Raw genomic sequence first — 24,147 nt, 5'->3', positions numbered from 1 at the left:
TATTGTTTGCTCACACCGATATGTGAATGACAAGTTTGAGTACCAAAATGCCAAAGATTAGTGACTGGAAAATCATTGCTACTGAGGGGCCAACCGTAGACGGGCGTAAGATTACCCGTGATTGGATTGAGCAAATGGCGGCAAGCTATGACCCGAAAGAGTACACCGCACTAATCTGGCCAGAGCACCGTCGATTCTATGGCTACGGTGAAAACTGGGGCAATGTTGTTGAGCTTAAAGCTGAAGAAGAAGATGGCAAATTACGTCTGTTCGCGAAGCTTGAGCCAAATGAATTCATGCTGGAAGCCAACCGCAAAAAGCAAAAGCTGTTCACATCCATCGAGCCAAATCCCGATTACAAGGGCGAAGGGCGTTGCTATTTAATGGGCCTAGCTGCGACTGACTCCCCAGCCTCCACAGGTACCTCGCTCCTTCAATTCTCTCGTACATCTGGCGAAACCACCGAATTAGAGTGCAGTGCATTGGAAGAAGTCGATTTTTCCGAGTGCTTCACGCGCAAAGACCGCTTTTTCGCGGCATTTAATGAATTTTTCTCTTCTGGCGATGAAGTGCCAGAAACTCCATCAATAGACGAGGATACCGAAGTGACTGAAGAGCAACTTAAAGCAGCACTGAAAGAGCAGTTTTCTGCATTCAAAGGTGAGTTCAAGCAAGAACTGAAAGAAGAGTTCAACTTGCAAGACGAACCAGAAACACCAGAGCCAGAAGAAAAAGGCGCAACCGTTGAGCAGTTCTCTGCCACTCTGGACGAAAAGCTAAAACCGTTAACTGAGAAAGTGAACGGTCTCGAAACGAAATTCGCTGAACTTTCACAGGAAGTACCAGGCCAAGAGCCGAACCCATCGGGTACCAGTGAGAAGTTCTCATCTGAGGAGATTTTTTAATGCTGAATGCACTATCTACCACCTACCTACAAGAGTTTTGTGCAGCAACGTTAGCAGCGGCAAATGCTCCGCAGGGTACTCAGTCATTTAACCTGACGCCTCCAATGGAAACCAAACTTCGTCAGGCGATCATGGAGTCTGATGCTTTCCTTGGCATGGTCTCATTGCTGCCAGTTCAGCAAATTAAAGGCCAGGTTGTTGATGTGGGTGATGATGGCCTGTCTACAGGTCGTAAAGACAGTGGTCGCTTTAGCGTTGAAGTCGGTCAAAGTGGTAATACTTACGAGCTGACAAAGACGGATTCTGGCGCACATATCTTGTGGGAAACCATGACTCAGTGGGCAAACTCAGGCTCAAAAGGCCAATGGTTGACCATGATGAAAAACGCCATCTCTCGCCGTTTCGCACTGGACATGTTGCGCGTTGGCTTTAATGGTACGTCTATCGCAGCCAACACTGACCCAGTTGCTAATCCGCTTGGTCAGGATGTTAACAAAGGTTGGTTAACCATCGCGAAAGAGAAGAAAGCGAGCCAAGTTCTTGCTTCAGCCCAACTCGACCCAACAGGCGCAGCCGCGGATTCATACAAAAACCTAGATTCGTTGGTTCAAGACCTGATCAATACCACGATTGCACCAGAGCACCGTCAAGACCCTGATCTAGTGGTTCTCGTCGGTTCCAACCTGGTCGCAGCAGAGCAGCATCGCTTACTGGAATCAGCAAACACACCAACGGAACACAAAGCCGCGCAGCAGTTAGCCAAAACCATTGCGGGTAAAAAGGCCTATACGCCGCCGTTCTTCCCTGCCGATATGGTTTGGGTAACCAACACTAAAAACCTGCAAATTCTTACTCAGGAAGGGACGCAGTGGCGCAAGCAGAAGAATGACGAAGACGAGCTTCGCTTCAAGCAAAACCACATCCGTATGGAAGGCTATGCAATCGGCAACCTGAACAAGTTCGCTGCGATTGAAGCGGTCACCGTTGTTGAGCCTGTAGCTTAAGGAGTAATGCATGGTTAGCCCATTAGCAAAACAGCGCCGAAAGCTCATTGAACAGCAAGCTAACCAGTCTGCACCGGAAGCCGTTTCCGGTGCAGATACCGACAGCCTGCACATCAAACTGATTGAGTTTGAAGAAGACCGCAAGTATTTGCGCTCATTCAACGCCATCGCTGATCGAATTAAGCACAAACGTGAAGTACTGGTACCGAAGTACAAGCCGTATGTTCAAGCCTACTTAGAAAGTGGCGAAGCGTTCGAAAACCCAATCTTTACCAACATGGTGGTTTGGCTATTCGACGTTAAAGAACTGGATACGGCGATTGATTGGTGCATGAAAGCCATTGAGCTGGACTTACCAACGCCAGAAAACTTCCGCCGTGACTGGCCGACGTTCTGTGCTGACGAAGTGTTGGCATGGGCGGAGATTGAATCCGAACGTGGTCATTCCATCGAACCTTATTTCTCCCAGGTATTCGAGAAGGTAGAGAAAGAGTGGCGCTTGCACGAGAAGGTTCACGCCAAGTGGTACAAGTTCGCGGGTTTATACCTGATTCGAAATGAAGAAGGCCAGCCGCAAGCCACTGCGGTTGGCAACGTAGAAACGTTAGAAAAAGCCTTGGCTCTGCTTCAACACGCGCACGATAAGAACAGCAAAGTGGGGGTGGGTACCCAAATCAAAAAGATTGAAGCCCGTATTCGCGCCATTAACGAAGGCAAGAATCTGTAAAGACTCCTACGCCACCGCGCCTCGGCTGGTGAGGTAAGAGAAGCCAACCGGCTAACTCGATACCGTCGACCCAGTGGCTAGAGGCGCCCTAATTTAAATAAGCAAGGAACCGTTATGAGCTTTGGCGGAAATGTTAACAGCGCAGTCGATATCGCCATACCAGGTGAAGGATGGCCGGATTTATCCACGGCTGAATTCCGCAGTTTACGCCGTGTTCCCCATACGTTTGATAACGACTCTTTGAACTACGCGGTGACCATCGCCGCGCTGAATATTCAAGAACGATTAGAAAGCTTGATCGTAGATGGTGAAAAGCCAGTGCTGAGCAACCCGAAAATCATGCTCTACAAACGTGCGGTTTATGGTCGGGCTCACGCCGAGCTGCTGAAAGAGTTTGCGACCCAAGACCGCCGAAAAGAAGGTGAAAGCGTGGCAACGGATGAACCGGAACAAGAGGCACGTTTTCTCGCCCAGAGTAACAAAGATGTGCGTGCGCTCCTTGGCCGCAGTGCGAATGGGATTGACTCGATATGAGCGAAACCACTTACAACAAAACCAAGCTGGAACACCTGACGGATTACATCGTCAGTCACCTGAATTCCAATGTGCTCGATAACAAAATCGATGCCTGGCAGGAAAATGGCTCCATCGTGCCAAACGGTGAAGACCGAGGGAACGGCGGTTATATCGCTTGTCATTGGAAGTACAACGCAGTGATCAGTATTGAAGAGTTTCCGCACCGACTTCTCGACCCTCGCTGTTTACTTGCTTTGGTTGCCTGTTGGCTGAGCGATTACGACACCACGCGTAATGAAGATGAGTTAGGCGACCCAGACCTTTCGGTTGATGTGATCAGCAGTGAGGTAGCCGACGTTGCCATTGAATTGGAAATGATGGAGCCGATTGAGCTGATCCCTGACCCCGCGGGAATGATCACTTGGCGAGGGGAAACCTACCGAGTGCAGGCCGTTGAAATCTACACCGCAGAAGAAGCGGAGTTGGTGAATGAAGCCGCAAATTAAGGTCAATGAGCGCGATGTGCTCAACATGCAGGAAAAGCTGGCCATGCTGGCTCTGCCACCTAAAAAGCGAGTCTGGATACTGAAAACCCTTGGACGTTGGGAAACGACCAATACCAGAAAGCGCATTCGGTCCCAAAAAGACGTTAACGGACGCGCTCTGCAACCAAAGAAAGGAAAGAAGAAAGGCAAGGTTTTAAAGCGGATGGCAAAGGGCTTAACGCCTTATGTGAGAAACGCCAACCAGCTTGATTTGACTTGGAGTAACAAGTTAACCGCAAAAATCGCAGCAAGGCACCACCTTGGTCAAAAGCAAAAAATGACCAAGCGCCAAATGCAAAAGCGATGGGGTAAACCGGATTACTCAGCACCTTGTACCAAAGGGCAAGCGAGAAAGCTAAGAGAACTGGGTTACACGGTACCGAGAAAAAGCGGCAAAGGACGAAAGAAAGCCAGCTTACGTGAGTTGATGACAACCATCACCCATGGACAAGCAGGACAGCTCATTCGAGAACTCTCTAATCAGCCAAATATCACCAGTTGGGATATTCCATTAGCAGAGCGTCAGATTCTCGGTAGTAAAGAACGTGAAGTGAACCGCCAGCTCATCAAGATATTTGAGCAGGCAAAACAGAGGAAATAACCAATGGCAACCGGAAAGGTAGAGGTTAACAATCTCAATTTGGCACAAGGCGGTATCCCTGAGATAGAACGTCACGTGCTTTTCATCGGGCGCACTGACAAGGCAGAACTGCAAAGCAAAGTGACCCGCATTAATAACATGACCAACCTTGACGAAGTTGTCGCAGATGATGCGCTTGGTCTTAACGTGAAAGCCGCCCAGCTTAACGGTAAGCAAAACTGGACGGGTGCGATTGTCGGCTTAGGTGTAGATGATACGTGGCAAGATGCTGTTGATCTGGCGAACCGGACTGACTCATTCGAAGGCATTGCCATTTGTGACCCAGTCACGGTCAAAACTCAGTTTGATGACATGCAGTCGAAAGCAACCGAGCTGACTAGCAAACTTGGTCGTTGGGTGTTCTTCCTCGCCGCTTGTGCGGGCATTGATTCAACCCCTGATACAGGCCAAACGTGGGCAGAGTACGAAACCGCCATGCTTGACCTGGTGAAAGATGTTTCTGCAAACCTCGTGACACCCGTTCCTCAGCTTAACGGCAATAACGTGGGTGTACTTGCTGGTCGTCTATGTGATCGAAACGTCACGGTAGCAGACAGCCCAATGCGTGTCGCAACAGGCTCAGTATTGAGTTTGGGTGACATGCCAACGGACAGCGCAGGCAAAGCATTAGAGATGAGCACCATCGCTACGCTAGCCGACGCACGTTACTCACTGCCGCAATGGTACGCCGATTTAGAAGGGGTGTACTGGTCGGACGCAACCACATTGGAAGCCAAAGGCGGCGATTATCAGTACCTCGAATACGTTCGCCCGGTGCACAAGCTTAACCGCCGTGTGCGTATCAAAGCGATTCGACGTATTGCCGACCGCATTCTTAACTCAACGCCTGCAAGCATTGAGCTGAACCGCACTTACTTCCGCAAAGATATGCGTGATATGTCGAAAACGACAGAAGTTGGCGGCATTACCTTCCCTGGCGAAATCATGCCGCCAGAAGATGGTGACGTCACCATTCAGTGGGTAACCAAAACCAAAGTGTCGATAGGTTTGATGGTTCGTCCTCATAACTGCCCGAAACACATCGTGGTCAACATCGCGCTTGATCTTACTAACCCAGCAGATTTGGAGGCGTAATCCATGAGAATTTCTGGCAAGAACATGCATTTCTCTTTGGGTGACTACAAGCTCAAAGCACAAAAAGTCTCGTTATCCATTACCGATAATTCCGCCGTTAATAAAACCTCTGGTGTGCCAGATGGTTACGTCGACGGAGATGTTGAGGCTAGTGGTGAAATGGAGCTGACCACGCAGCAATTCAACCTGTTGAGCAAAGCAGCGAAACAAGCCGGCTCTTGGCGTGGAATGCCTGATTTTGACGCGCTGTTCTACGGCAAGATTGATAAAGATGAGCTCAAAATTGAAGCCTTCGGATGTCGTATCAAAATCTCTGACCTACTTGATGCCGATTCGAATGGAGGTAGTGCATTAGTTCACAAGCTGCCGTTCGAGGTGACAAGCCCAGACTTTGTCAGCATCAACGGTGTGCCGTACCTGCGTCCGGATGAAACCGAAGATTTGGTTCAATAACAAGGAGGCATGATGGCAGATGTTATCGACCATGCCTGCGGTCTTGAAACCCAATTCACAGAAGTGGCGCTTGCCAACCAACTGGCAAGGGCTAAGCGAATTGAAGAACGGGAAAGCGCACATGAATGCGGCGAATGTGGCGACCCAATCCCAGAAAAACGCCGCCAAAAAGTACCAGGTTGCATCTACTGCACCCAGTGTCAAAGCGAATTGGAGCGAATGACCCGATGAATTTAGCAAAGCTCTTTGTTGAGAAAATCATGAAGCCAGTCCTTGACCACTTAGATATGGCATCCGGTGGTAAAGGCACAATGAACACTCAAGCGGCCATTAATCTGATCCTGATGATTATTGCCCATGAGTCTGGAAAGTTTACTTACTCAAAACAAGTACGTGGTCCTGCATTGGGCTTTACCCAAATGGAGCCAGCCACCTTCAACTGGCTTGTCGAGTGGTTAGGTAACAGCCGCCCTCACTTGTTGGATGCACTGTCGATGTTTTGCCCCGTTGAGCACTTAGACCCTCGTTACATGGTGATTTCACCCGAGTTCGCAGTGGCAACCGCACGACTCAATTTAATTCGGTTCCCAGAAGCCTTGCCAGAAGCCGATGACCTAGAAGGTTTGGCTCGGTACGCGAAGAAGTACTGGAACACAAGCGCAGGTAAAGCAACAGCAGAAGATTACCTACAGGCATATCAATCCCTAATCGGAGAAGCAGCATGAATTTCTTAACTGGAATCGTTGGCAAGACATTGTTGGAAGTACTGAAAGGTCTGTTCTTTCAAATCAGTTGGTCAATCATCCTTGAACGTTTCGCCACACGCTCAGTGGTGTGGGGCTTAGAAACCCTAAAAGGCTTAACTAGCAATGATGTGATGCAAGAAACCGTGGACGACATCATCAACGCATTACAAGGCAAACGCTTAAAAGAAATTCCACAGAAGGAATAGCGATGGATTCATCATGGATATCGGCGATTGTGGCAACGATAGCGCTGCTTATCGCCATCATCAATGTGGTTTTCGGCAGAACGGATAAAGGGCAAAGCACCGCCCGAGACCATGACCGTCGTATCCATGCCAATGAGCTAGCCACTGAGCGACTGCGCGGTGATGTCGCCGAAAAGTACGCCACTAAGCACGAACTACGGGAAGCCGTAGATGATTTGAAAGATTCTATAAACGGACGATTCGACCGTTTAGAAACCAAGTTAGATAAAGAGAGAGATGTAGCATGAGCAAACAAATTGCACTAACGGTTGGTGATGCAGATATCACGTTTGTCCCGACAGAAGCAGATTACAACGACTACATGAACGCGTTGGCACAGGGGGAAATCGTGAACTCTGCGCATAACTTTCTGATGAACACCGTTACAGAAGAAAGCAAAGAAGTATTCCGTGAACTGACGAACGAGAATCCAGGAGCTGCGATTCAGGTTGTGGGTGAAGTTCTCAAGGAATACACGCCGAAGCTGCAAATCAAAGTAAAAAAATAGATGCCCTTGTTCGGGCTATGGACTCCAACGAGCTCGAACAAATGCTCACCTGGCGCCGTAAGTGGTTGCCGGGTGAGACAGACAGCGAAGAGAACCTTGCAAGGGCAATTTGGTTAGAAACGAAGTACTGGCAGAACATGCAAAGCACCATGGCTAACGGTGTGGCAAAGGCATTTAGTGGTTAACCCATCGGTAATAGGACGCATCAATGCTACCAGAAGCACTCACATTTAGAGTTGGACTGATAAACCAGATATCAAAACCTCTGGGTAACATTCAGCGTCAACTAAATGATGTCACCAATACCTATCGTAAGGGTACACATACCATGATGGCGGGTACCGCAGGAATGGTGGGTGCAGGTTTTGCGCTGCAAAATGCATTGATGCCTGCGATTGAAATGGATCGTGTTCTGGGCGAAGTAAAATCATTGGGCGTGGTTGATGAACAGCTTCAGCAACTGAGTGACACGGCGCTTAATTTTGCGGTGGATTACGGCAAGTCGGCAACGGAATTCGTGGCGGCTTCGTATGACATTCAGTCGGCAATTTCAGGATTAGCAGGTAATGAACTTTCCGAGTTTACCCGCGCCTCTGGTGTGCTTGCGGCGGCGACAAAAGCCGATACCTCAACCATTACCAATTACGTTGGCACCATGTACGGCATTTTCCAGAATAGCGCGAACCAAATGGGTAAAGCCGACTGGGTGAACATGCTTGGTGGGCAGACTGCACGAGCGGTTCAGATGTTTAAGACCACCGGTGATCAGATGTCGGCTGCGTTTACCTCTGTGGGCGCTTCGGCTACCTCTGTTGGTGTGGGAATGACTGAACAGATGGCAATCCTTGGTACGTTGCAAGCCACGATGAGTGGTAGTGAAGCGGGTACCAAATATCGTGCTTTCCTTGCAGGTGCGGCAAAGGCTCAAGATGCGCTGAATATGTCGTTTACCGATGCACAAGGTCAGTTGTTACCGATTGTCGATATTTTGAATCAAATCAAAGGTCGATACGGTGACACGATTTCGGTAGCGGAAGCGGCAGAGTTAAGTAAAGCATTTGGTACTCAAGAAGCCACGGCAATGATTCAACTACTGATGCAAAACACGGATGGACTTGCGAACTCGATTGATGAACTCGGTAAGGTCAATGGTCTCGATGTGGCTGAGAAAATGGCCGGAGCAATGACCGACCAATGGGAACGCCTAGAGCAAGGTGTGTTTGCTGTTCGCGCGGCATTTGGGCAAGCCTTGTTACCAGTGATCCTCCCTGTAGTGGAAATGTTTGCCAACGGCGCAAAAGAAATCATGCTTTGGACGAAACTCTTTCCAAACATTACCAAGTACATTGGTTTAGCGGCAGTCGCTTTACTCGGTCTGGTTGCTGTAGGCGGAATGATCACCGTGCTTACCGGAGCAGTGACAGTCGCATGGGCCACCTTCGGCCTTGGTGTGACTGCAATCAAAGGCGCAACGCTCGCCATGTGGTCATTCTCTAAGAGCGCAATGGCCGCGATGTGGTCAGTAGTCAAACTCACGGCTGCCTTACTTGCCAATCCAATTACTTGGGTCGTTATCGGTATCGTTGCTCTCATCGGTGCAGTCGCTGCATTGGTTTACTACTGGGACGATTTAAAAGCGGCATTCCTTACTTTTACCACCATGGCAAAGCAAGGCTGGAATGACTTCCTGTTTGCGATGCAAAACACAGAGGCATTCCAAGCTGTTGCGGGTTTGGCTGAAAGCATGCGAAACGCGTTCATGAGTGTATTTAACTGGATTATTGGTAAGTACAACCAAGTCATGGACATGGTGAAAAGTGTCACTGACTGGATACCAGGGTTCGGTGGCGATGATGACACCAAAGTGAAATCGACCTCCGTAAACGGTGCAGAGGCAAGGCTTCAAGTCCAGCCAGGTGGCGCAGCCAAGAGCATTGCCAATTATCAAACCAGTTCGACGAACTACGGCGGTGTGGCGATTTATCCAACCTATATGAACAGCCCGCAAGACATGGCCAGTGAAATAGAAATGGCGGCAGGCTAATGACGAATTACAAATACCAGGACATTTTGATTGAGAACGGGGATGTGGTGCTCGATGCAGGCCGCAACCCAATCTTGATTCAAGACCGAGCGGTGATCGCCCAAGACATCAAACACGCCATCATCGAGAGCAACTTAGCGGTGGATTTAATCGCTGAGCGAAGCCCATCCAAGAAAGCCGATATCCGCACCAAGCTGGAATTGCTTGTTGAAGAAGATGTTCGATTGGTACCGGGTACCGTGCGTTTGGATGAACCGACTGAGGGCACGATTTACGTGTTTGCCGACACCATGGACTTTGGCGAGTTGAAATTAGAGATAGTGAATAACGGAGAGCGTTAATGACTGATATTCCAAAACCAGATTATTCCGAACTGGTGAAGCAATCGGGTATCCCAACCGATGAAGCAGGGTGGAAGAAAGTACTCAAAGAGGAGATGGATAAAGAAGGTTCCATCATCTCAAACGACTCGCCGTTTTCTCCATTTTGGCGCCTCATTGAATCAACAGTGGTTAACGTTACCTTATGGCTGATTAACACGCTGTTGGTTGGCTATGTTCTACCAAACATGTTTGTGGCAACGGCCGTGGACCAATGGCTCGACTTGTTGGCGTGGCAATGCAAACTCACCCGCAAAGGCGCAACCAAAGCCAAAGGGATGATCGCCTTTCAACGTTCCGCGGCTAAAGGCCCTGCGTTGGTGATCCCCAAAGATACGTGGGTACAGACCGAACCGATTAACGGCACGATTTACCGGGTGAAGGTGCTTGCTGATACCACGATGCCAGAGAACGACACCATGGTGATGGCAGAAGTCGAGGCAGAGAACGAGGGCGCGGCTTACAACCTAGGTGAAGGGTATTACCACATTTTGCCAACAGCCATTCCGGGCATTGGCGCAGTGACCAACCCTGCCGAATGGTTGAATGAAGCCGGAGCAGACAAAGAGAGTAATGACGAACTCCGCCTACGTATTCGTAATCAGTGGAGCGCAGTCGCAAGATGGCACATTGATGCGGCTTACCGTTCACTGCTCACCAGTCGAGCAGGAGTCAACGACGACAATGTCTATTTTGAGCATAACGCCCCGCGTGGACCAGGTACCGCAAACGCGCTCATCCTTTTAGACACGGGTGAACCATCGGCAGAAATGTTGGCTGATTTGAATGAATACATCCGTGTCGAAGGTCAGCACGGACATGGTGATGATCTGCAAGTGCTCGCCATGCCAGAAACGACCCACGATATTGTCTGCCGAGTGTGGCCTCTGCGTTCATTAACGATGGAAGACCGAGACGCCCTAAGCGTAAAAGTGGAGCAGTTCATTGGTGCGGCTTTCCGTGAAAACACCGATTACTCGCCAACGGTCACCAATCCGGTTCTTCGATTCAGTTTTTCAAGGCTTGGGCAGGAGCTGCATGCGCAGTTCTCTGAGATTGAATCACTCGAATTTGATAACGCCGACATCATTAACAATCTGACGGTACCGCGAATTAACTCTCTGGGGGTGACGATTGAAAATTCCTGAGATTAACCTGCGTTACTGGATGGGCAGAGGCGAGCTGGCCAAGTTCGCCCGAGCCATGCGCAATTACTGGGAACATGTGAGAGCGGCATTCGAAATGCCACTGCAGCAGCACGATCCGTTAACCGCGCCAATGGCATTGGTGAACATTCTTGCCTGGCAACGTGAGATAGAACGCTTAGGCCAGGAGCCTGAAGAGTTATTTCGAATTCGTGTGGCTCATGCTTACGGGTTTGCGCGTGACGCGGGAACGATAGCTGGCTGGGAAGATATGTTCGCCAAGTTGGGCTATCCGCACATCGGGCAAGATGAGCGTTTAGCCAATGTGGATTGGGATGTGATCAGCCTAAAAATCCGCGACGGCGACTTAACCAACGTTCCCAAGCTGCTAGATACAGTAATCAGACAATACGGCAGAACCTGCCGCCGCTATCAATACACCAGTTATGTCGAAATGCCGTTGGCCGCGCGAAGCAAGAACGTCGAAGCGCAATACGCAACGTCTCACATTAAGAACAGGCTCAATGTTGGCATGCTTCCAAGTGTGCTGAATGTCGACTGCGAATATTACCAAGCCACAGTGAAGGGTTAAGGAATTACTAAAAATGGCAAATACCACTGACAAGTCAATTTTAACCGCCGCAGGTAAAGCACTATTGGCACAGCTCAATGCTGAAGAAAAACCACTAATCATCGACAAGATGATGTTCGCCAATGTACCCAACCGCCCAGAGTTTCCACAGCCAGATGATGTGGTACCGACGGATGACATCGTTCACCAAGAGCAGGTTGAACAACGTGGCCGACTTTCTCCAGACACAGTGATTTACAGCACCACTTTGACCAGCGATGTTGGTCCGTTTGAGTTTAACTGGACGGGTGCTTACTGCTCTGAATATGGCGTATTGGTGACGATTGACCATCACGCGCTTACACCTAAAACAGCCGATGAACCGGGTGTCGCGGGTAATACCTTGGTGCGTTCGGTCGTACTTGAATACAAAGACATTGCAGAAATCACCAACATCACGGTGGATGCATCGAGCTGGCAATACAACGCCACTGACCGAATGAAGAAGATGGACAGCGATGTGGCGCAATCCATCATCGACCAGAACGGCAAAGACTGGTTTATCGAAGACGGTTTCTTGGTCACCCCATCGGGCAGCGCTTACAACATCAAAGCGGGTGCCGGTTATGTCTCGGGCAACCGTGTGAGCATGGAGTTTGACCGCAGCGTTCAGGTACCGAATAAACCATCGTTCATCTACATCGATGCACACCGTGAAGGCACACCAACAGGCGAGCAAGTGACACTGTTCGACTTTGTCATCACGTCCGAAGAGAAAGACGATTACATCGACTCCTCAACAGGCAAAGATATTCCGCATTTCGTGTGCAAAATTGCCCAGGTTCTGGCAGATGGGTCTGTGAGTGATTTGAGACCGGAAAATAAAAATATCGAATGGAGCAAAAAAGAGTTTATTCGAGCGAAAGGTGGGGATGTTGGCGATATTTTAGCTAAGAAAACGATCGCTGATAACGATGTTAAATGGATAAAGCTGTCAGATTACGTGATGATAAATCATCCATCAGTGACATTGGGAGAGCAAAGCAAAAAGATTCTGTTACATCAAGGTGATGGTTCTTATCAGGTTATAACCAAGAAGGCTCGAAATGTTTCAGGGTATGTAATGATGACTTATCAGAAAACGAGTGCTGCACCTGACGCGAGTAATGAGTTTGGTAATTCACATCACAGACCGACGTTCGTATACGAGATATCACATGCAATTGTCGGAAGACTTAAAACAGATGCAGCGGTAGCGGAACTTATTGACCTAACGACCCAGTTCAACAGTGACGTATTAGGATTGCCGAATCTTGATACTGTTGATTACTCAATATACCAAGACAATGAAGCAACGAGGTTTAATGGATTAAAGCCATGGAATATTTTCCGCGATGGGGACTATGTTCAATATCTTCTTAGTGGAGAATACTCGTTGTTATTTGCTCGTTCACCTGGTTCATCAGGACAAGTCGTTATTGAAGAAGAGTTACCTGATGGCTCGTTCAACAAGGTTGATGAGCTCAGCTTGAAATATAATCACAATAACAGTGGTAAAGATGCGGCTTTTGTTTACAAGGGACAAACGTCGAAAAACAAACTCTCAAAAATACGGGTTAGAAACTTAGAGCCGGCAACACACTGCTATCTATATGGTGCGAACATCATGCACTTAAATGAAATGAGTAAAGCGCTGCCGACTCATGATACCGCAGCGTATATCAGAAATACTGGCTTTACTTACATCGAGGCCGCTGGGGCAAATGACTTCGCGTTCAAACGCCAAGATGCCAAGTGGTTTGGTTCATATCATGGTGGTCATCATAACGAGACAGTGAAACGACACCTCTCCAATGGCGTTTTTGAGCAACATACAGGTGGTTACTTTGAAATAACAGAACGTTTGATGTTTTCTTCAGTATCGGAGCTACATTCGAAAGACGTCAAAGAATACGATGTTTCCGCGGAAACTCAGTTTTTTGATGGGGGCTACATTAATCTAGTGTCGATTAACTTAGCAGAAGGAAAGGTGGGTGTGCTTTGCACAGACGTTTATACATCAATGACCTGTACGGATACTGTGTTTACACACTTAGAGTTTCCAAGATACTTGGATGTCTCGTTATCACCAAGTAGCAAGGTGTTGTTGGGAAACAACAACATGGTGACGCAGTTAAATCCAGACAATAACACCAAAGTGACGAGCCAGATGACTTTATTCACTACCACCCACAACCAATATGGTGGGTTAAGAATCGATAAAGCGGGTGCGTATAACAAAGTTTACTATGGTCCAATTTTATCCGATCAGTCTGAAAATTTTCCGCCAGTAGTTTTATCGGATTTATCCTTTGTAGCTACGAAAGAATTTTATTAGTCATGCTTACTCTAAACGGCACTCAAATCTCACTCAAGAACCTGCGCATTAGCGTTCGCCAACAGCTCGCCGGACAAGATATGTCCGGCCAGTCCTCGTCGACTGACCAAGCTGAAACGGGCAGCAAAGGTAAAGTGTTGTCCATTAGTGGCGTGATCCCATTCAATAAGAGTGAAACCCTAAGCAATCTTTTCACCTTGGCAGGCGGACAAGACAACAGTGCCCGCCAGATTTATCGCATCAGCAACAATACTGCCGCTGCGCTCAAGATTCGCCAGGTGAAGTTCCAAGGCACTATTCGAGCCGATGAACAAGAGAGCAACCGACAATGGAACGTCGCTTTCGAGTTGGTTGAGCACTTGTCCGTTTCTGAGCGTGTTGAACAGCGACAGGAGGATAAGCCAGCAACTCAACAGCAGGTGCAAGGGGTAACTACTCCGGTTGAAACGGGTCAAAGTGAAGACGTTCCGCCGGATACCAGTGTCGAACTTACAGGCATCATGAAGTTTCTCAAATCACTAGACGAAATATTGTCATAGGGGGAGGTAATGGAGCCAAACCACAAATTTGTGTGTCGCGCCTATCTTGGTAGTCAAAAGGTTAAAGCAAAGAACCATCGCATTCTTTTTGATGTTAATACACCTGGTCGCTGCTCGATTTCCGTTGAAGGTTCTCCAAAGGTAAACACCATCATTGCGGTGGACATCGGGTGGGGTGACAGCATCTCGCGGGTATTTCTTGGTTACATCGAACGGGTTCAAGCATCAGAAAAAGGGTGGTCAGAACTGTTTTGTCGCGAGTTGGCGGCATTGTTGTTTAAGCCGCTCGATATCACGCTTCGCCACCCAACGTTAATGCAATTACTCAGCGATGTGACCAACAAAACTGGACTGCAGTTTGTGGTACCAGAAGCGGCCTACAGCAAAACATCAATCCCTTGCTTTTACAGTGATGGTAATGGCTATCGAGTGATGGACGAGCTGTCTCAAGCCTTCGGTATTGAAGACCTGTTTTGGCAACAGCAGGGTAACGGCCAAATCTATGTGGGCTCTTGGAAAGACTCTTACTGGGCTGATAAGCCGGTGACTATTCCTGATAGCCTAATGACTCAACACACTGCGGCCAAGTCCGTGAAAATACCCGCGAGCCCTAAGTTAAGACCGGGTGCGATTGTAAATGGCCTGCGCTTGGTGGGCGTTGATTTCCAAGGAACAGAGGTGAAGCTGACATGGACGTAAATGCAATTAAGCGGATCATCTTTCGACTGTTTCCAGAACTGACCGGACGCTGGCATTTGCCACGATGGGGGAAGGTGGTTGCGCTACCTGAGCTGCCTGAAGAGGGCGACATGTCTGATCGCTTTTACCCGCATTATGCGGTGGACGTTCAGCTGCTTGATGAAAAGGGCGTGGAGTTCAAAGACAAATCACCACTTCAGGCGGTACCACTTCCAATACCAGGGGTGGGTGAATACGCCGGCAGACTTGAGCCACCGGCAATCGGAAGCATTGTAGAAATCGGCTTTATGTTCGGCCAACCGGATAAGCCTTTTATTCGTTGTGTGCTGCCATTGGGATTCAAGTTGCCAGCGATTAAGCAAGGCGAAAGCCGTTACCAACAACGCCAAGGTGTTTACCAATTGGTCGACGGAGAAGGTAACTTTGAAAGCAAGACCGACAAAGACAACATCACCGAATGTTTAAACCAACGCATCAAAGTGTTGGAAGACAAAATAGAAGAAATCACAAACAACAAAACCACCACTGCCAAGAAAATCATAGAAGTCGCAGACCTTATCACAATGAATGGCGGTAAAGGTGTTGTGCAAGGTGACTGCATTTGTGCTTACACAGGCAAACCTCACTCTGATTTGTCATCGACAGTTAAGGCAGGTAAATAACATGGCAATGAGTAAAGCATCTCTGAAAGCAAAGTTGGAAAGTGAACTACAAGCACAAGGGTTCGTTCTTACAGGTGAATTCGCCATGGCAGGGAAAATGGCAGAAGCGATCGCCAATGCTGTGTATGACGAAATCACACAAAATGCTGAGGTTCCCGTCTCGAGCGGTAGCTCAGCTGGGACTTATCAAGTCACCTAACACCTTGTCTCACAGTGTGAGACATCTTTAGGTTGCCCTATAGATAAATCAACACATCTATAGGAGCAAAGAAACTTGAACATTTCACCAAACGACTTACTGATATACCTAGGAATAATTCATACCTCTATTCTTATTATCAACGGGCTATCAAAGCATTAGCTTCCAACCCATAACAATTATCAAAGTAAGCGCCTATCTTGGGCGCTTTTCTTTTACCTCGAACATCTACAACTATTACTCGCTCGATGCGGCTAAACCAAAAATAGGACCATCCAGTGACGGAAGGCGACCTCTAGGTGACGGAATCCGCACTCCTCCTCCCCACCTGCGCGCTTTTTGATCTGGTTTTTTCGCAATTCTTAAATGTCGAAATTCAGCCGCCTACGTAACACGGTAGATATCAAGCGAAGCCTTAGCTATAGAGGGGTTCGAGAATCTCCAAGACCTCTAAGAATCGCTCCTAGAGCCGTTTTAGAAATTTCAAAAGTTGAAAAAAATTTCAGGAAATTGCAATTTTAATGATCTGGAAAGATCAGGTAGTGAGTGGTAAGTGTTTGAAAATCATGGGGTGAGTGTGTTTTTCGTCATAAATGAAGACGATCAAAAGAAGAAAGAGACGATCAATTGTGAAGCTTACGAAGCCTTGTATAGATTGGCTCGAAGGCGAATCACCAAGATAAATAAGTTTTTCAATTTATGAGACTGTATAATTACTATGAGATTTTGAAATGACTTTGAAGTTACGGTAAGAAATTGCTGTTTTCGTCGGGAGTGAATGAGAAGCCAGAGTCTGCTCCCTTGCCAGACAGCTCGTTAACTTCGAAGTCTAAACCAAGCAATTAGATTTAAATGTGTCGCCACTTCATCGCCACTTAATGTTTTTGTTTGATTTAACTAAATGATTTTAAAGGTTTAATTATTAAAGTGGATATAAAGCTTTACTACGTGCATGATCCTATGTGCAGTTGGTGTTGGGGATATAAACCAACCATCGATAAACTGAAGCAGCAACTGCCAGGTGTCATTCAATTTGAGTATGTGGTGGGTGGGCTTGCACCAGATACAAATTTACCAATGCCACCAGAGATGCAACAAAAGCTCGAAGGGATTTGGCAGCAGATTGAGCGTCAGTTAGGAACTAAGTTCAACTACGACTTTTGGAAACTGTGTACACCAGTAAGAAGCACTTACCAATCGTGTAGAGCAGTGATTGCTGCAGGCTTCCAAGACAGTTACGAACAAATGCTGGAGGCGATTCAGCATGCTTATTACCTGCGAGCATTGCCACCTCATGAAGAAGCGACGCATTTACAGTTAGCCAAAGAGATTGGCTTGAATGTCCAGCAGTTCAAGAACGATTTAGATGGCACCCTTTTAGAGGGCGTGTTCCAAGACCAGCTGAGTTTAGCAAGAAGCCTTGGAGTGAACTCTTATCCGAGCTTGGTTCTGCAAATCAATGATGCCTATTTCCCGATTGAAGTGGACTATTTTTCGACGGAAACAACGCTAAAGCTGATTCGTGAACGCATCATCGATAATATGCCAGCACAGTAACGTAGAGTTTAAATAAGAAAAAGCCGCTCATTGAGCGGCTTTTTCGTAACCAATAGTATCAACGATTTCTAGTAAAGAGCGGATACTAAAGCACCATTGCCGCAATCCAGCCGAAGATGATCAGTGGGATATTGTAGTGGATAAAGGTCGGTACTACGGTTTCCCAAATGTGTTCATGTTGGCCATCGGCATTCAGGCCAGATGTTGGACCTAGTGTTGAATCAGAAGCTGGAGAACCTGCGTCACCCAGTGCAGCTGCGGTACCAACTAGCGCAATCGTTGCCATTGGTGAGAAGCCAAACGCCAATGAAAGTGGCACATAAATGGTCGCGATAATTGGGATTGTTGAGAACGATGAGCCAATACCCATAGTCACTAGTAAACCCACAACCAGCATTAGCAGTGCAGCCAGTGGTTTGTTGTCGCCGATACTTGTCGAAAGCGATTGAACCAAGGTTTCTACACCGCCAGTTTGCTTCATTACTGCGGCAAAACCTGCTGCAGCGATCATGATAAAGCCAATCATAGCCATCATGTGAACACCTTTAGTGAATACGTCGTGGGTTTCTTTCCACGCAATCACACCACCAAAGGTAAAGACCATGAAGCCAGCCAGTGCACCAATGATCATTGAACCCGTGTATAGCTGTACACTCAACGCAGCAACAATACCGATTGCAGCGACAAGGATATGCTGCTTGTTGATCACATGGTTTGTTTCATGGACAACGGTTAACTCGGTTTCTTCATAGATACGAGGTTTACGGTAGCTCACAAAAATCGCGATTAACAAGCCAAACACCATACCCGCACCAGGAAGCAACATCGCAGTTGGAACTTGGCTTGCAACGACGTTTTCCAGACCGTTGTCATGTAAGTTCTTTAGTAGGATGTTATTTAAGAAAATGCCACCAAAACCTACAGGTAGAATCATGTATGGCGTGATCAGACCGAAAGTCAGCACACAGGCAATCAGACGGCGATCCAATTTAAGCTTCGCAAATACGCCCAAAAGAGGTGGAATCAAAATTGGAATAAAGGCGATATGGACAGGAATAATGTTCTGAGAAGACATAGTGACTAAGATCAATGCCACTAATACCGCATATTTTAGACCGGTCGTCGAGGCAGAGCTTTCTTTACCGTTAATACGCTTAATAACGTCTTTAGCTAACAGGTCAGTGATACCTGATTTAGAGATCGCAACGGCAAATGTACCGAGCATCGCATAGCTCAAAGCGATAGTTGCACCACCACCAAGGCCACTTTCAAAAGCTGTAACGGTATCGCCTAGGCTCATGCCAGCGACAAGACCACCCACAATGGCACTGAACGTAAGGGCGACCACCACGTTTACCCGCATCAACGCTAACACGAGCATGACGCAAACAGAAATAACAACAGGATTCATACTTTTTCCAATATATTGTGTTTACTTATTGTTGTCGTCAACAAGCGGCCAACCGCCAAGGGCCTTCCATTTGTTGACAATGCCACAGAATAACTCTGCAGTTTTTTGTGTATCGTAAAGTGCTGAATGCGCTTCACGGTTGTCGAATTCCATACCCGCCGTTTTACATGCTTTCGCCAGAACGGTTTGGCCGTAAGCAAGGCCACTTAGTGTCGCAGTGTCAAAAGTGGCAAACGGATGGAAAGGAACTCGTTTTAATTTGCAACGTTCGTTCGCTGCATTCACAAAACCTAGGTCGAAAGCGGCATTATGTGCGACCATAATCGCTCGTGAACAGTCTGCGGCTTTTTGCTCTTTGCGGATGAGCTTATAAATTTCTTTTAGCGCTTCTTGTTCAGACACAGCACCGCGCAGCGGACTAAATGGGTCACGAATACCATTGAATTCTAGCGCTTCTTTCTCCAAGTTCGCACCTTCAAACGGCTCAACATGAAAATGAATGGTAGAGGCCGGATGCAGGACACCGTCTTCATCCATACGAAGGGTAACGGCGCATATTTCTAAAAGTGCATCAGTTTGAGCATTGAAACCCGCAGTCTCAACGTCAACAACCACTGGAAAATAACCTCGAAAACGTTTTTTCAGGGTTAGAGCTTCATTTTCTATTGTCATGTTGGCTTATTTGTGTGTGACGAGGGCGGCATTATTACAGATTCTTACGATGAGAAAAACCGCAATATCAGATAAAAAGGCAATTATGCTTTTTAGATAGTCAACCAGTCACAGTGGTGCGAAATACGCAGGTAACAACAATTGAAGTACTGATATTATTTTTGTCTCCGCGCGTTAGTATTATCTCTTATTTTGGTCGCTAGCATGCATAAAATAGGGTAGTTATTGGCGGGATTATTGCATTAAGAAGTAATTGTTTTTGAATTGATGCAGATTGGCGGCAAAAGACTGCCATTTAAGAGAAAGATCGCAGATGAATAAATGGCTGATAACCAGCGGTGTTATATTTTCATTTTTTAGCGCTAACAGTCACGCCGAGTTGAGCAAGCGCTACGTTGCGACTCCGCAGCAGTCTCAATGGGATATGATTGTTAACACACCACTCGAATGTCAACTTGTACATCCTATCCCAAGTTTCGGTGATGCGGTGTTTTCGTCGCATGCAAGTAAAAAAATCAATTTAGATTTTGAGTTAAAGATGCGCCGTCCAATGGGGGAGACTCGCAGTGTTAGCTTGATATCGATGCCCCCACCTTGGCGTCCGGGTGAGCATGCAGATCGTATTACTAACCTAAAATTCTTCAAGCAATTTGACGGGTACGTTGGTGGTCAAACAGCGTGGGGTATTTTGTCTGAGTTAGAGAAAGGCCGTTATCCGACGTTTAGTTATCAGGAATGGCAAAGTGGCGATCAAAGAATCGAAGTCGCACTGTCATCAGTGTTGTTTCAAAGTAAATACGATGTCTTCAGCGATTGTATTGCCAATTTATTGAAGTACAGTTTTGAAGATATTGCGTTTACGATTTTGCATTACCAACGTCTGGGCGATCAACTGACCAAAGCATCTAAGAAGAGATTGTCGCAGATCGCTGATTATATCCGCCATAATCAAGACATTGATTTAGTGCTGGTGGCTACTTACACCGATTCGACCGACGGAAAAAGTGCTAGCCAGAATTTGTCGGAAAGACGTGCAGAGTCGCTACGAAGCTACTTCAAATCCTTGGGTCTACCAGAAGATCGTATCCAAGTGCAAGGCTATGGTAAGCGTCGACCAATTGCTGACAATAATTCACCAATAGGTAAAGATAAAAACCGTCGTGTTGTGATTTCGTTAGGACGAACGCAAGTGTAGTGTTCGCGTTTCTAAACATTTCAGCTTGCGGGAGCAATTCGATAGATCAAAGCATCGGACCTGATTTGAGCCGTTATCTCTAGTTTAAACGAAACTTGGCGATGATTTCACAGTTAGTAGCAGTGTCGATTTTTTCAACTTGTTTGGCAATCACTGGGTTTGGGTGACGTTTCATAAAATCAATCAGTGCTTTTGTGCAGCAACCGATGGATTCAATAAAGCTGGCACAGTCTTTATTTGGGCATTGAGGAATGAGAGTCAGGACTTTTTCAGACGCCAGTTGAAGGTATCTAAGTTCATATTCGGTGTCACCTGCCCATCGCCAAAACTGTGCTAGGTTGTGACAGGAAATAACAGAGATTAATAGACGTTCGTCCGCTTTAATCTCCACACTGTCACTGATCTCTTCACTTAACCTAAGCGCTTGCTGGTAATGAAGAATACTACGTATAGGGTCATCTAATTGAAGGGCAGTATCGGCTAGAAGTGTGTGTTTTTCCCATTCACTGATCATTATCGTTATCCACCATATCGAAGTTGGTCTTAAATCTAAACGATAACCATTATCAAGTAAAGTGTTTTGTTTACAAATAAAAAGGCAGGTCTTAGACCCGCCTTTGAACTTTTTCTCTACACAACTAACGACTATTGAAGTATTAACCTTCTAGACCAGCAGTCGCCTGTTTGTTTTGGATTAGCTCGATCATGTAGCCATCTGGATCTTTTACGAAAGCGATGTGAGTCGTACCACCTTTAACTGGACCTGGTTCACGCGTTACGTTTCCACCAACTGCTTTGATAGCGTCGCAGGTTGTGTAGATGTCATCCACACCGATTGCGATATGGCCATAAGCATTACCTAGGTCATACTCTGTTGTACCCCAGTTGTAAGTCAGTTCGATAACCGCACCTTCTGACTCATCGCCGTAGCCTAGGAATGCGAGTGTGTACTCGTACTCTTTGTTTTCGTTGGTACGAAGCAGCTTCATACCCATAACGTCAGTGTAAAACTTGATGGATTTGTCTAGATCACCTACGCGTAGCATGGTGTGTAGAATTCGACCGTTTGACATTTTTAACTCCTAGCTTTCATTTCAAATAGTGTTAACTATCTGGGTATACTTTCTCTTTATACTCGCACAAATCTTCAATAATGCAGCTACCACAGCGTGGCTTTCTCGCCAGACACGTGTAACGGCCATGAAGAATGAGCCAGTGGTGTACGTCGAGTTTAAACTCTTTAGGCACCACTTTTAATAGTTTTTGCTCTACGTCATCGACCGTTTTACCCATCGCAAATTTAGTGCGATTCGATACACGAAAAATATGGGTATCGACGGCAATGGTGGGCCAACCAAAAGCGGTGTTGAGAACAACATTTGCCGTTTTTCTTCCAACGCCTGGTAGAGCCTCAAGCGCTGCACGATCTTCCGGAACCTCACCATTGTGCTTTTCCAGTAAGATTTTACAGGTTTTGATGGTATTTTCTGCTTTCGAATTAAACAGGCCAATGGTCTTGATGTACTCTTTTAGGCCATCGACACCCAAATCAAACATGCTTTGTGGCGTATTTGCAACAGGGAACAGTTTGTCAGTGGCTTTGTTTACGCTCACATCCGTCGCCTGTGCTGAGAGTAATACAGCGATAAGCAGTTCAAAGGGAGAGCTCCAGTTTAGCTCGGTCTGAGGGTTTGGATTGTTTTCCCTTAATCGTTCTAAAATTTCAATTCTTTTGACTTTGTTCATTGCTGACTTCCAATACCGTCTTTGCGGTTATTAATACCAATCGTAGTAGATAGCTGGTCATTCTAGCTGGTTAAAATACTCGGTAACTGCGTTGTCAATTTTGATTGTAGATTAACTACTTATCAAAAATTTCCGCCTTGTTCTCAAGCATTTTTCCTACGCTATTTCTGCTCACTTATCTACTGTGATTGGTATAAAAAGGCCCTACAAGTGGTAGAGCCTTATTTTTTATTATGCGTTCTAAGCATTAGTGACGCGGACACGCTCAATCGTTGGTTTTTCTTCTTTTGGCTGTCGCGCCTGAATCGCACTATCGATAATATTTTTCAACGCGATCAGCAAGCCAACACCAATGAAAGCGCCTGGAGGTAGCAGAGCCAGAAGGAAGCTGCTATCGAAGTGAAATATTTCAACTCGAAGCGAAGCCGCCCAGTCGCCTAATAGTAAATCGGCTCCGTCAAATAACGTACCGTTACCAATGAGCTCACGCATTGCGCCTAAAACAACCAATACGCTGGTCATGCCTAAGCCCATCCATAAGCCGTCTAAAGCTGAAGGAAGCACATCGTTTTTCGATGCATAAGCTTCTGCGCGTCCGATAATAATACAGTTGGTTACGATAAGCGGGATGAAGATACCGAGTGAAAGAAACAAACCGTACGCATAAGCATTCATTAAGAGCTGTACACAGGTTACCAGTGAGGCAATGATCATAACGAAGATTGGAATACGGACTTCTTTCGGCACGTAGTTACGGATAAGAGAAACCGTCACATTTGAACCAACCAACACCAATAGGGTAGCAATGCCGAGGCCAAGTGCGTTTGTGATCGTTGATGACACGGCTAAAAGAGGACAAAGACCTAGCAGTTGAACTAATGCCGGGTTGTTGTTCCACATGCCGTTTTTCATCAGCAGTTTGTTGTCACTCATTGATTGCCTCCTGTGCAGTCTAGGGGCTGACGAAGAATCTCATCACGGGTATTATTGACATAGTTTACGGTGTTTCTCACCACTTTGACCACCGCTCTTGGGGTAATCGTCGCACCAGTAAACTGATCAAAATCACCGCCGTCCTTACGAACTCGCCAAGAATTCCAATTTTCTTCCGTGACCTCTTTTCCTGCAAAACTCAGGATCCAATCTGTCACACGAAGGTCGACTTTATCACCTAACCCCGGTGTTTCTTGATGACTAAGGACGCGTGTACCCAGTATTTTCCCTTGGCTATCAATACCAGTGATGACTTTTATCTCGCCGTTGTAACCGTCTGGTGCGATAGACTCAATCGCAATCGCGATCGGTTCGCCATTTTTAGTCGCAATATAAGCCGGCATGGCGTGTAATGTCCCAAGTTCTGGTGAGTTGACCATGGTACACGCCTGCGTTAACGCGTTGTCATGCATAGTCTCAGGTATTACCTGATTAAGAACGGACAACAACTGTTTGCGTTCTTGTTGTTTAATTTGATCTTCGGTTAAGTACTGAGTCAATGCGACTAGACCAGTTGTGGCACAAGCAAAGATAGCGAGTGTCAGACCATTTTTTCTAATTGCGGTTAACATG

32 protein-coding genes are annotated in these 24,147 nt (G+C 46.8%); 25 read left to right on the top strand and 7 right to left on the bottom strand.

Features of this window, described 5'->3' with window-relative positions; translation table 11 throughout:
* The first annotated feature begins 47 nt into the window (after positions 1-47).
* The 24 genes from L3V31_RS12145 (at position 48) to L3V31_RS12030 (ending at position 17,557) form a co-directional block, all read left to right on the top strand.
* A complete protein-coding gene (locus L3V31_RS12145) occupies positions 48-905 on the top strand; it encodes a GPO family capsid scaffolding protein (protein ID WP_237316291.1) in 858 nt (285 codons plus the stop codon).
* A complete protein-coding gene (locus L3V31_RS12140; RefSeq protein ID WP_140058927.1) occupies positions 905-1,909 on the top strand; it encodes a phage major capsid protein, P2 family in 1,005 nt (334 codons plus the stop codon). Before L3V31_RS12145 ends, L3V31_RS12140 begins: the two co-directional genes overlap by 1 nt.
* 10 nt (positions 1,910-1,919) lie before the next feature.
* Positions 1,920-2,636, top strand: coding sequence for a phage terminase small subunit (gpM, locus tag L3V31_RS12135; RefSeq protein WP_031429732.1), 717 nt, complete (start codon positions 1,920-1,922; stop codon positions 2,634-2,636).
* Positions 2,637-2,750: 114 nt separating this feature from the next.
* On the top strand, positions 2,751-3,170 hold the full coding sequence (locus tag L3V31_RS12130; RefSeq protein WP_139060858.1) for a head completion/stabilization protein: 420 nt from the start codon (positions 2,751-2,753) through the stop codon (positions 3,168-3,170).
* On the top strand, positions 3,167-3,658 hold the full coding sequence (locus L3V31_RS12125; protein WP_065870468.1) for a phage tail protein: 492 nt from the start codon (positions 3,167-3,169) through the stop codon (positions 3,656-3,658). The genes L3V31_RS12130 and L3V31_RS12125 overlap by 4 nt, the downstream gene beginning before the upstream one ends.
* Positions 3,642-4,298 (top strand): virion morphogenesis protein, encoded by a 657-nt coding sequence (locus L3V31_RS12120; protein WP_203518146.1) that lies wholly within the window; start codon positions 3,642-3,644, stop codon positions 4,296-4,298. The genes L3V31_RS12125 and L3V31_RS12120 overlap by 17 nt, the downstream gene beginning before the upstream one ends.
* 3 nt (positions 4,299-4,301) lie before the next feature.
* Positions 4,302-5,432 (top strand): DUF2586 domain-containing protein, encoded by a 1,131-nt coding sequence (locus L3V31_RS12115; RefSeq protein WP_237316290.1) that lies wholly within the window; start codon positions 4,302-4,304, stop codon positions 5,430-5,432.
* Between the two features lie 3 nt (positions 5,433-5,435).
* Positions 5,436-5,885, top strand: coding sequence for a phage protein (locus L3V31_RS12110; protein ID WP_025605246.1), 450 nt, complete (start codon positions 5,436-5,438; stop codon positions 5,883-5,885).
* A 12-nt stretch (positions 5,886-5,897) separates the two neighbouring features.
* On the top strand, positions 5,898-6,116 hold the full coding sequence (locus L3V31_RS12105) for a TraR/DksA C4-type zinc finger protein (RefSeq protein ID WP_069515543.1): 219 nt from the start codon (positions 5,898-5,900) through the stop codon (positions 6,114-6,116).
* Positions 6,113-6,610 (top strand): hypothetical protein, encoded by a 498-nt coding sequence (locus tag L3V31_RS12100; protein ID WP_065302674.1) that lies wholly within the window; start codon positions 6,113-6,115, stop codon positions 6,608-6,610. The genes L3V31_RS12105 and L3V31_RS12100 overlap by 4 nt, the downstream gene beginning before the upstream one ends.
* A complete protein-coding gene (locus L3V31_RS12095; protein WP_031429740.1) occupies positions 6,607-6,837 on the top strand; it encodes a hypothetical protein in 231 nt (76 codons plus the stop codon). Before L3V31_RS12100 ends, L3V31_RS12095 begins: the two co-directional genes overlap by 4 nt.
* Before the next feature lie 2 nt (positions 6,838-6,839).
* A complete protein-coding gene (locus L3V31_RS12090; protein WP_045607483.1) occupies positions 6,840-7,124 on the top strand; it encodes a hypothetical protein in 285 nt (94 codons plus the stop codon).
* Positions 7,121-7,384 carry a putative phage tail assembly chaperone gene (locus L3V31_RS12085; protein ID WP_031429742.1) on the top strand — a complete coding sequence of 88 codons (264 nt, stop codon included), beginning with the start codon at positions 7,121-7,123 and terminating at the stop codon, positions 7,382-7,384. Before L3V31_RS12090 ends, L3V31_RS12085 begins: the two co-directional genes overlap by 4 nt.
* A 17-nt stretch (positions 7,385-7,401) precedes the next feature.
* Positions 7,402-7,569, top strand: coding sequence for a hypothetical protein (locus tag L3V31_RS12080; RefSeq protein ID WP_180780356.1), 168 nt, complete (start codon positions 7,402-7,404; stop codon positions 7,567-7,569).
* A 23-nt stretch (positions 7,570-7,592) separates the two neighbouring features.
* Positions 7,593-9,428, top strand: a complete 1,836-nt coding sequence (locus L3V31_RS12075; protein WP_237316289.1) for a phage tail tape measure protein — start codon at positions 7,593-7,595, stop codon at positions 9,426-9,428.
* Positions 9,428-9,769, top strand: coding sequence for a DUF2590 family protein (locus L3V31_RS12070; protein ID WP_237316288.1), 342 nt, complete (start codon positions 9,428-9,430; stop codon positions 9,767-9,769). Before L3V31_RS12075 ends, L3V31_RS12070 begins: the two co-directional genes overlap by 1 nt.
* On the top strand, positions 9,769-10,956 hold the full coding sequence (locus L3V31_RS12065) for a baseplate J/gp47 family protein (protein ID WP_237316287.1): 1,188 nt from the start codon (positions 9,769-9,771) through the stop codon (positions 10,954-10,956). Before L3V31_RS12070 ends, L3V31_RS12065 begins: the two co-directional genes overlap by 1 nt.
* On the top strand, positions 10,943-11,545 hold the full coding sequence (locus tag L3V31_RS12060) for a phage tail protein (protein WP_237316286.1): 603 nt from the start codon (positions 10,943-10,945) through the stop codon (positions 11,543-11,545). The genes L3V31_RS12065 and L3V31_RS12060 overlap by 14 nt, the downstream gene beginning before the upstream one ends.
* Before the next feature lie 13 nt (positions 11,546-11,558).
* Positions 11,559-13,901, top strand: a complete 2,343-nt coding sequence (locus L3V31_RS12055; protein WP_237316285.1) for a phage tail protein — start codon at positions 11,559-11,561, stop codon at positions 13,899-13,901.
* Positions 13,902-13,903: 2 nt separating this feature from the next.
* Positions 13,904-14,440 carry an adenine glycosylase gene (locus L3V31_RS12050; protein ID WP_237316284.1) on the top strand — a complete coding sequence of 179 codons (537 nt, stop codon included), beginning with the start codon at positions 13,904-13,906 and terminating at the stop codon, positions 14,438-14,440.
* A 9-nt stretch (positions 14,441-14,449) separates the two neighbouring features.
* A complete protein-coding gene (locus L3V31_RS12045) occupies positions 14,450-15,139 on the top strand; it encodes a hypothetical protein (protein WP_237316283.1) in 690 nt (229 codons plus the stop codon).
* Entirely contained in the window at positions 15,130-15,801 is a 672-nt protein-coding gene (locus L3V31_RS12040) for a hypothetical protein (protein WP_237316282.1), read from the top strand. Before L3V31_RS12045 ends, L3V31_RS12040 begins: the two co-directional genes overlap by 10 nt.
* Before the next feature lies 1 nt (position 15,802).
* Entirely contained in the window at positions 15,803-16,000 is a 198-nt protein-coding gene (locus tag L3V31_RS12035; RefSeq protein WP_237316281.1) for a hypothetical protein, read from the top strand.
* Positions 16,001-16,927: 927 nt separating this feature from the next.
* Positions 16,928-17,557, top strand: a complete 630-nt coding sequence (locus L3V31_RS12030; RefSeq protein ID WP_237316280.1) for a DsbA family protein — start codon at positions 16,928-16,930, stop codon at positions 17,555-17,557.
* 85 nt (positions 17,558-17,642) lie between these two features.
* On the opposite strand, the gene L3V31_RS12025 is transcribed toward L3V31_RS12030, so the two are convergent.
* Positions 17,643-18,968 carry a Na+/H+ antiporter family protein gene (locus L3V31_RS12025; RefSeq protein ID WP_237316279.1) on the bottom strand — a complete coding sequence of 442 codons (1,326 nt, stop codon included), beginning with the start codon at positions 18,966-18,968 and terminating at the stop codon, positions 17,643-17,645.
* A 21-nt stretch (positions 18,969-18,989) separates the two neighbouring features.
* On the bottom strand, positions 18,990-19,640 hold the full coding sequence (gene rnt / locus L3V31_RS12020; RefSeq protein WP_237316278.1) for a ribonuclease T: 651 nt from the start codon (positions 19,638-19,640) through the stop codon (positions 18,990-18,992).
* A gap of 313 nt (positions 19,641-19,953) precedes the next feature.
* Here rnt and L3V31_RS12015 point away from each other — a divergent pair, with 313 nt between their 5' ends.
* Positions 19,954-20,835 (top strand): OmpA family protein, encoded by an 882-nt coding sequence (locus tag L3V31_RS12015; RefSeq protein ID WP_237316277.1) that lies wholly within the window; start codon positions 19,954-19,956, stop codon positions 20,833-20,835.
* A gap of 79 nt (positions 20,836-20,914) precedes the next feature.
* Here L3V31_RS12015 and L3V31_RS12010 read toward each other — a convergent pair whose 3' ends face one another.
* From L3V31_RS12010 to rsxG, 5 genes are all read right to left on the bottom strand, one after another.
* Positions 20,915-21,349 (bottom strand): DUF2753 domain-containing protein, encoded by a 435-nt coding sequence (locus tag L3V31_RS12010; RefSeq protein ID WP_237316276.1) that lies wholly within the window; start codon positions 21,347-21,349, stop codon positions 20,915-20,917.
* A gap of 142 nt (positions 21,350-21,491) precedes the next feature.
* Positions 21,492-21,908 (bottom strand): lactoylglutathione lyase, encoded by a 417-nt coding sequence (gene gloA / locus L3V31_RS12005; protein WP_237316275.1) that lies wholly within the window; start codon positions 21,906-21,908, stop codon positions 21,492-21,494.
* 31 nt (positions 21,909-21,939) lie between these two features.
* Entirely contained in the window at positions 21,940-22,581 is a 642-nt protein-coding gene (gene nth, locus L3V31_RS12000; protein ID WP_237316274.1) for an endonuclease III, read from the bottom strand.
* 240 nt (positions 22,582-22,821) lie between these two features.
* Positions 22,822-23,514, bottom strand: coding sequence for an electron transport complex subunit E (locus tag L3V31_RS11995; protein WP_237316273.1), 693 nt, complete (start codon positions 23,512-23,514; stop codon positions 22,822-22,824).
* Entirely contained in the window at positions 23,511-24,146 is a 636-nt protein-coding gene (rsxG, locus tag L3V31_RS11990) for an electron transport complex subunit RsxG (RefSeq protein ID WP_237316272.1), read from the bottom strand. The genes L3V31_RS11995 and rsxG overlap by 4 nt, the downstream gene beginning before the upstream one ends.
* Position 24,147: the final 1 nt, after the last annotated feature.

Origin of the sequence: Vibrio sp. J1-1, from assembly GCF_021728395.1 — a bacterium.
GTDB lineage: Bacteria > Pseudomonadota > Gammaproteobacteria > Enterobacterales > Vibrionaceae > Vibrio.
This window is presented reverse-complemented; position numbering and strand designations above follow the sequence as displayed.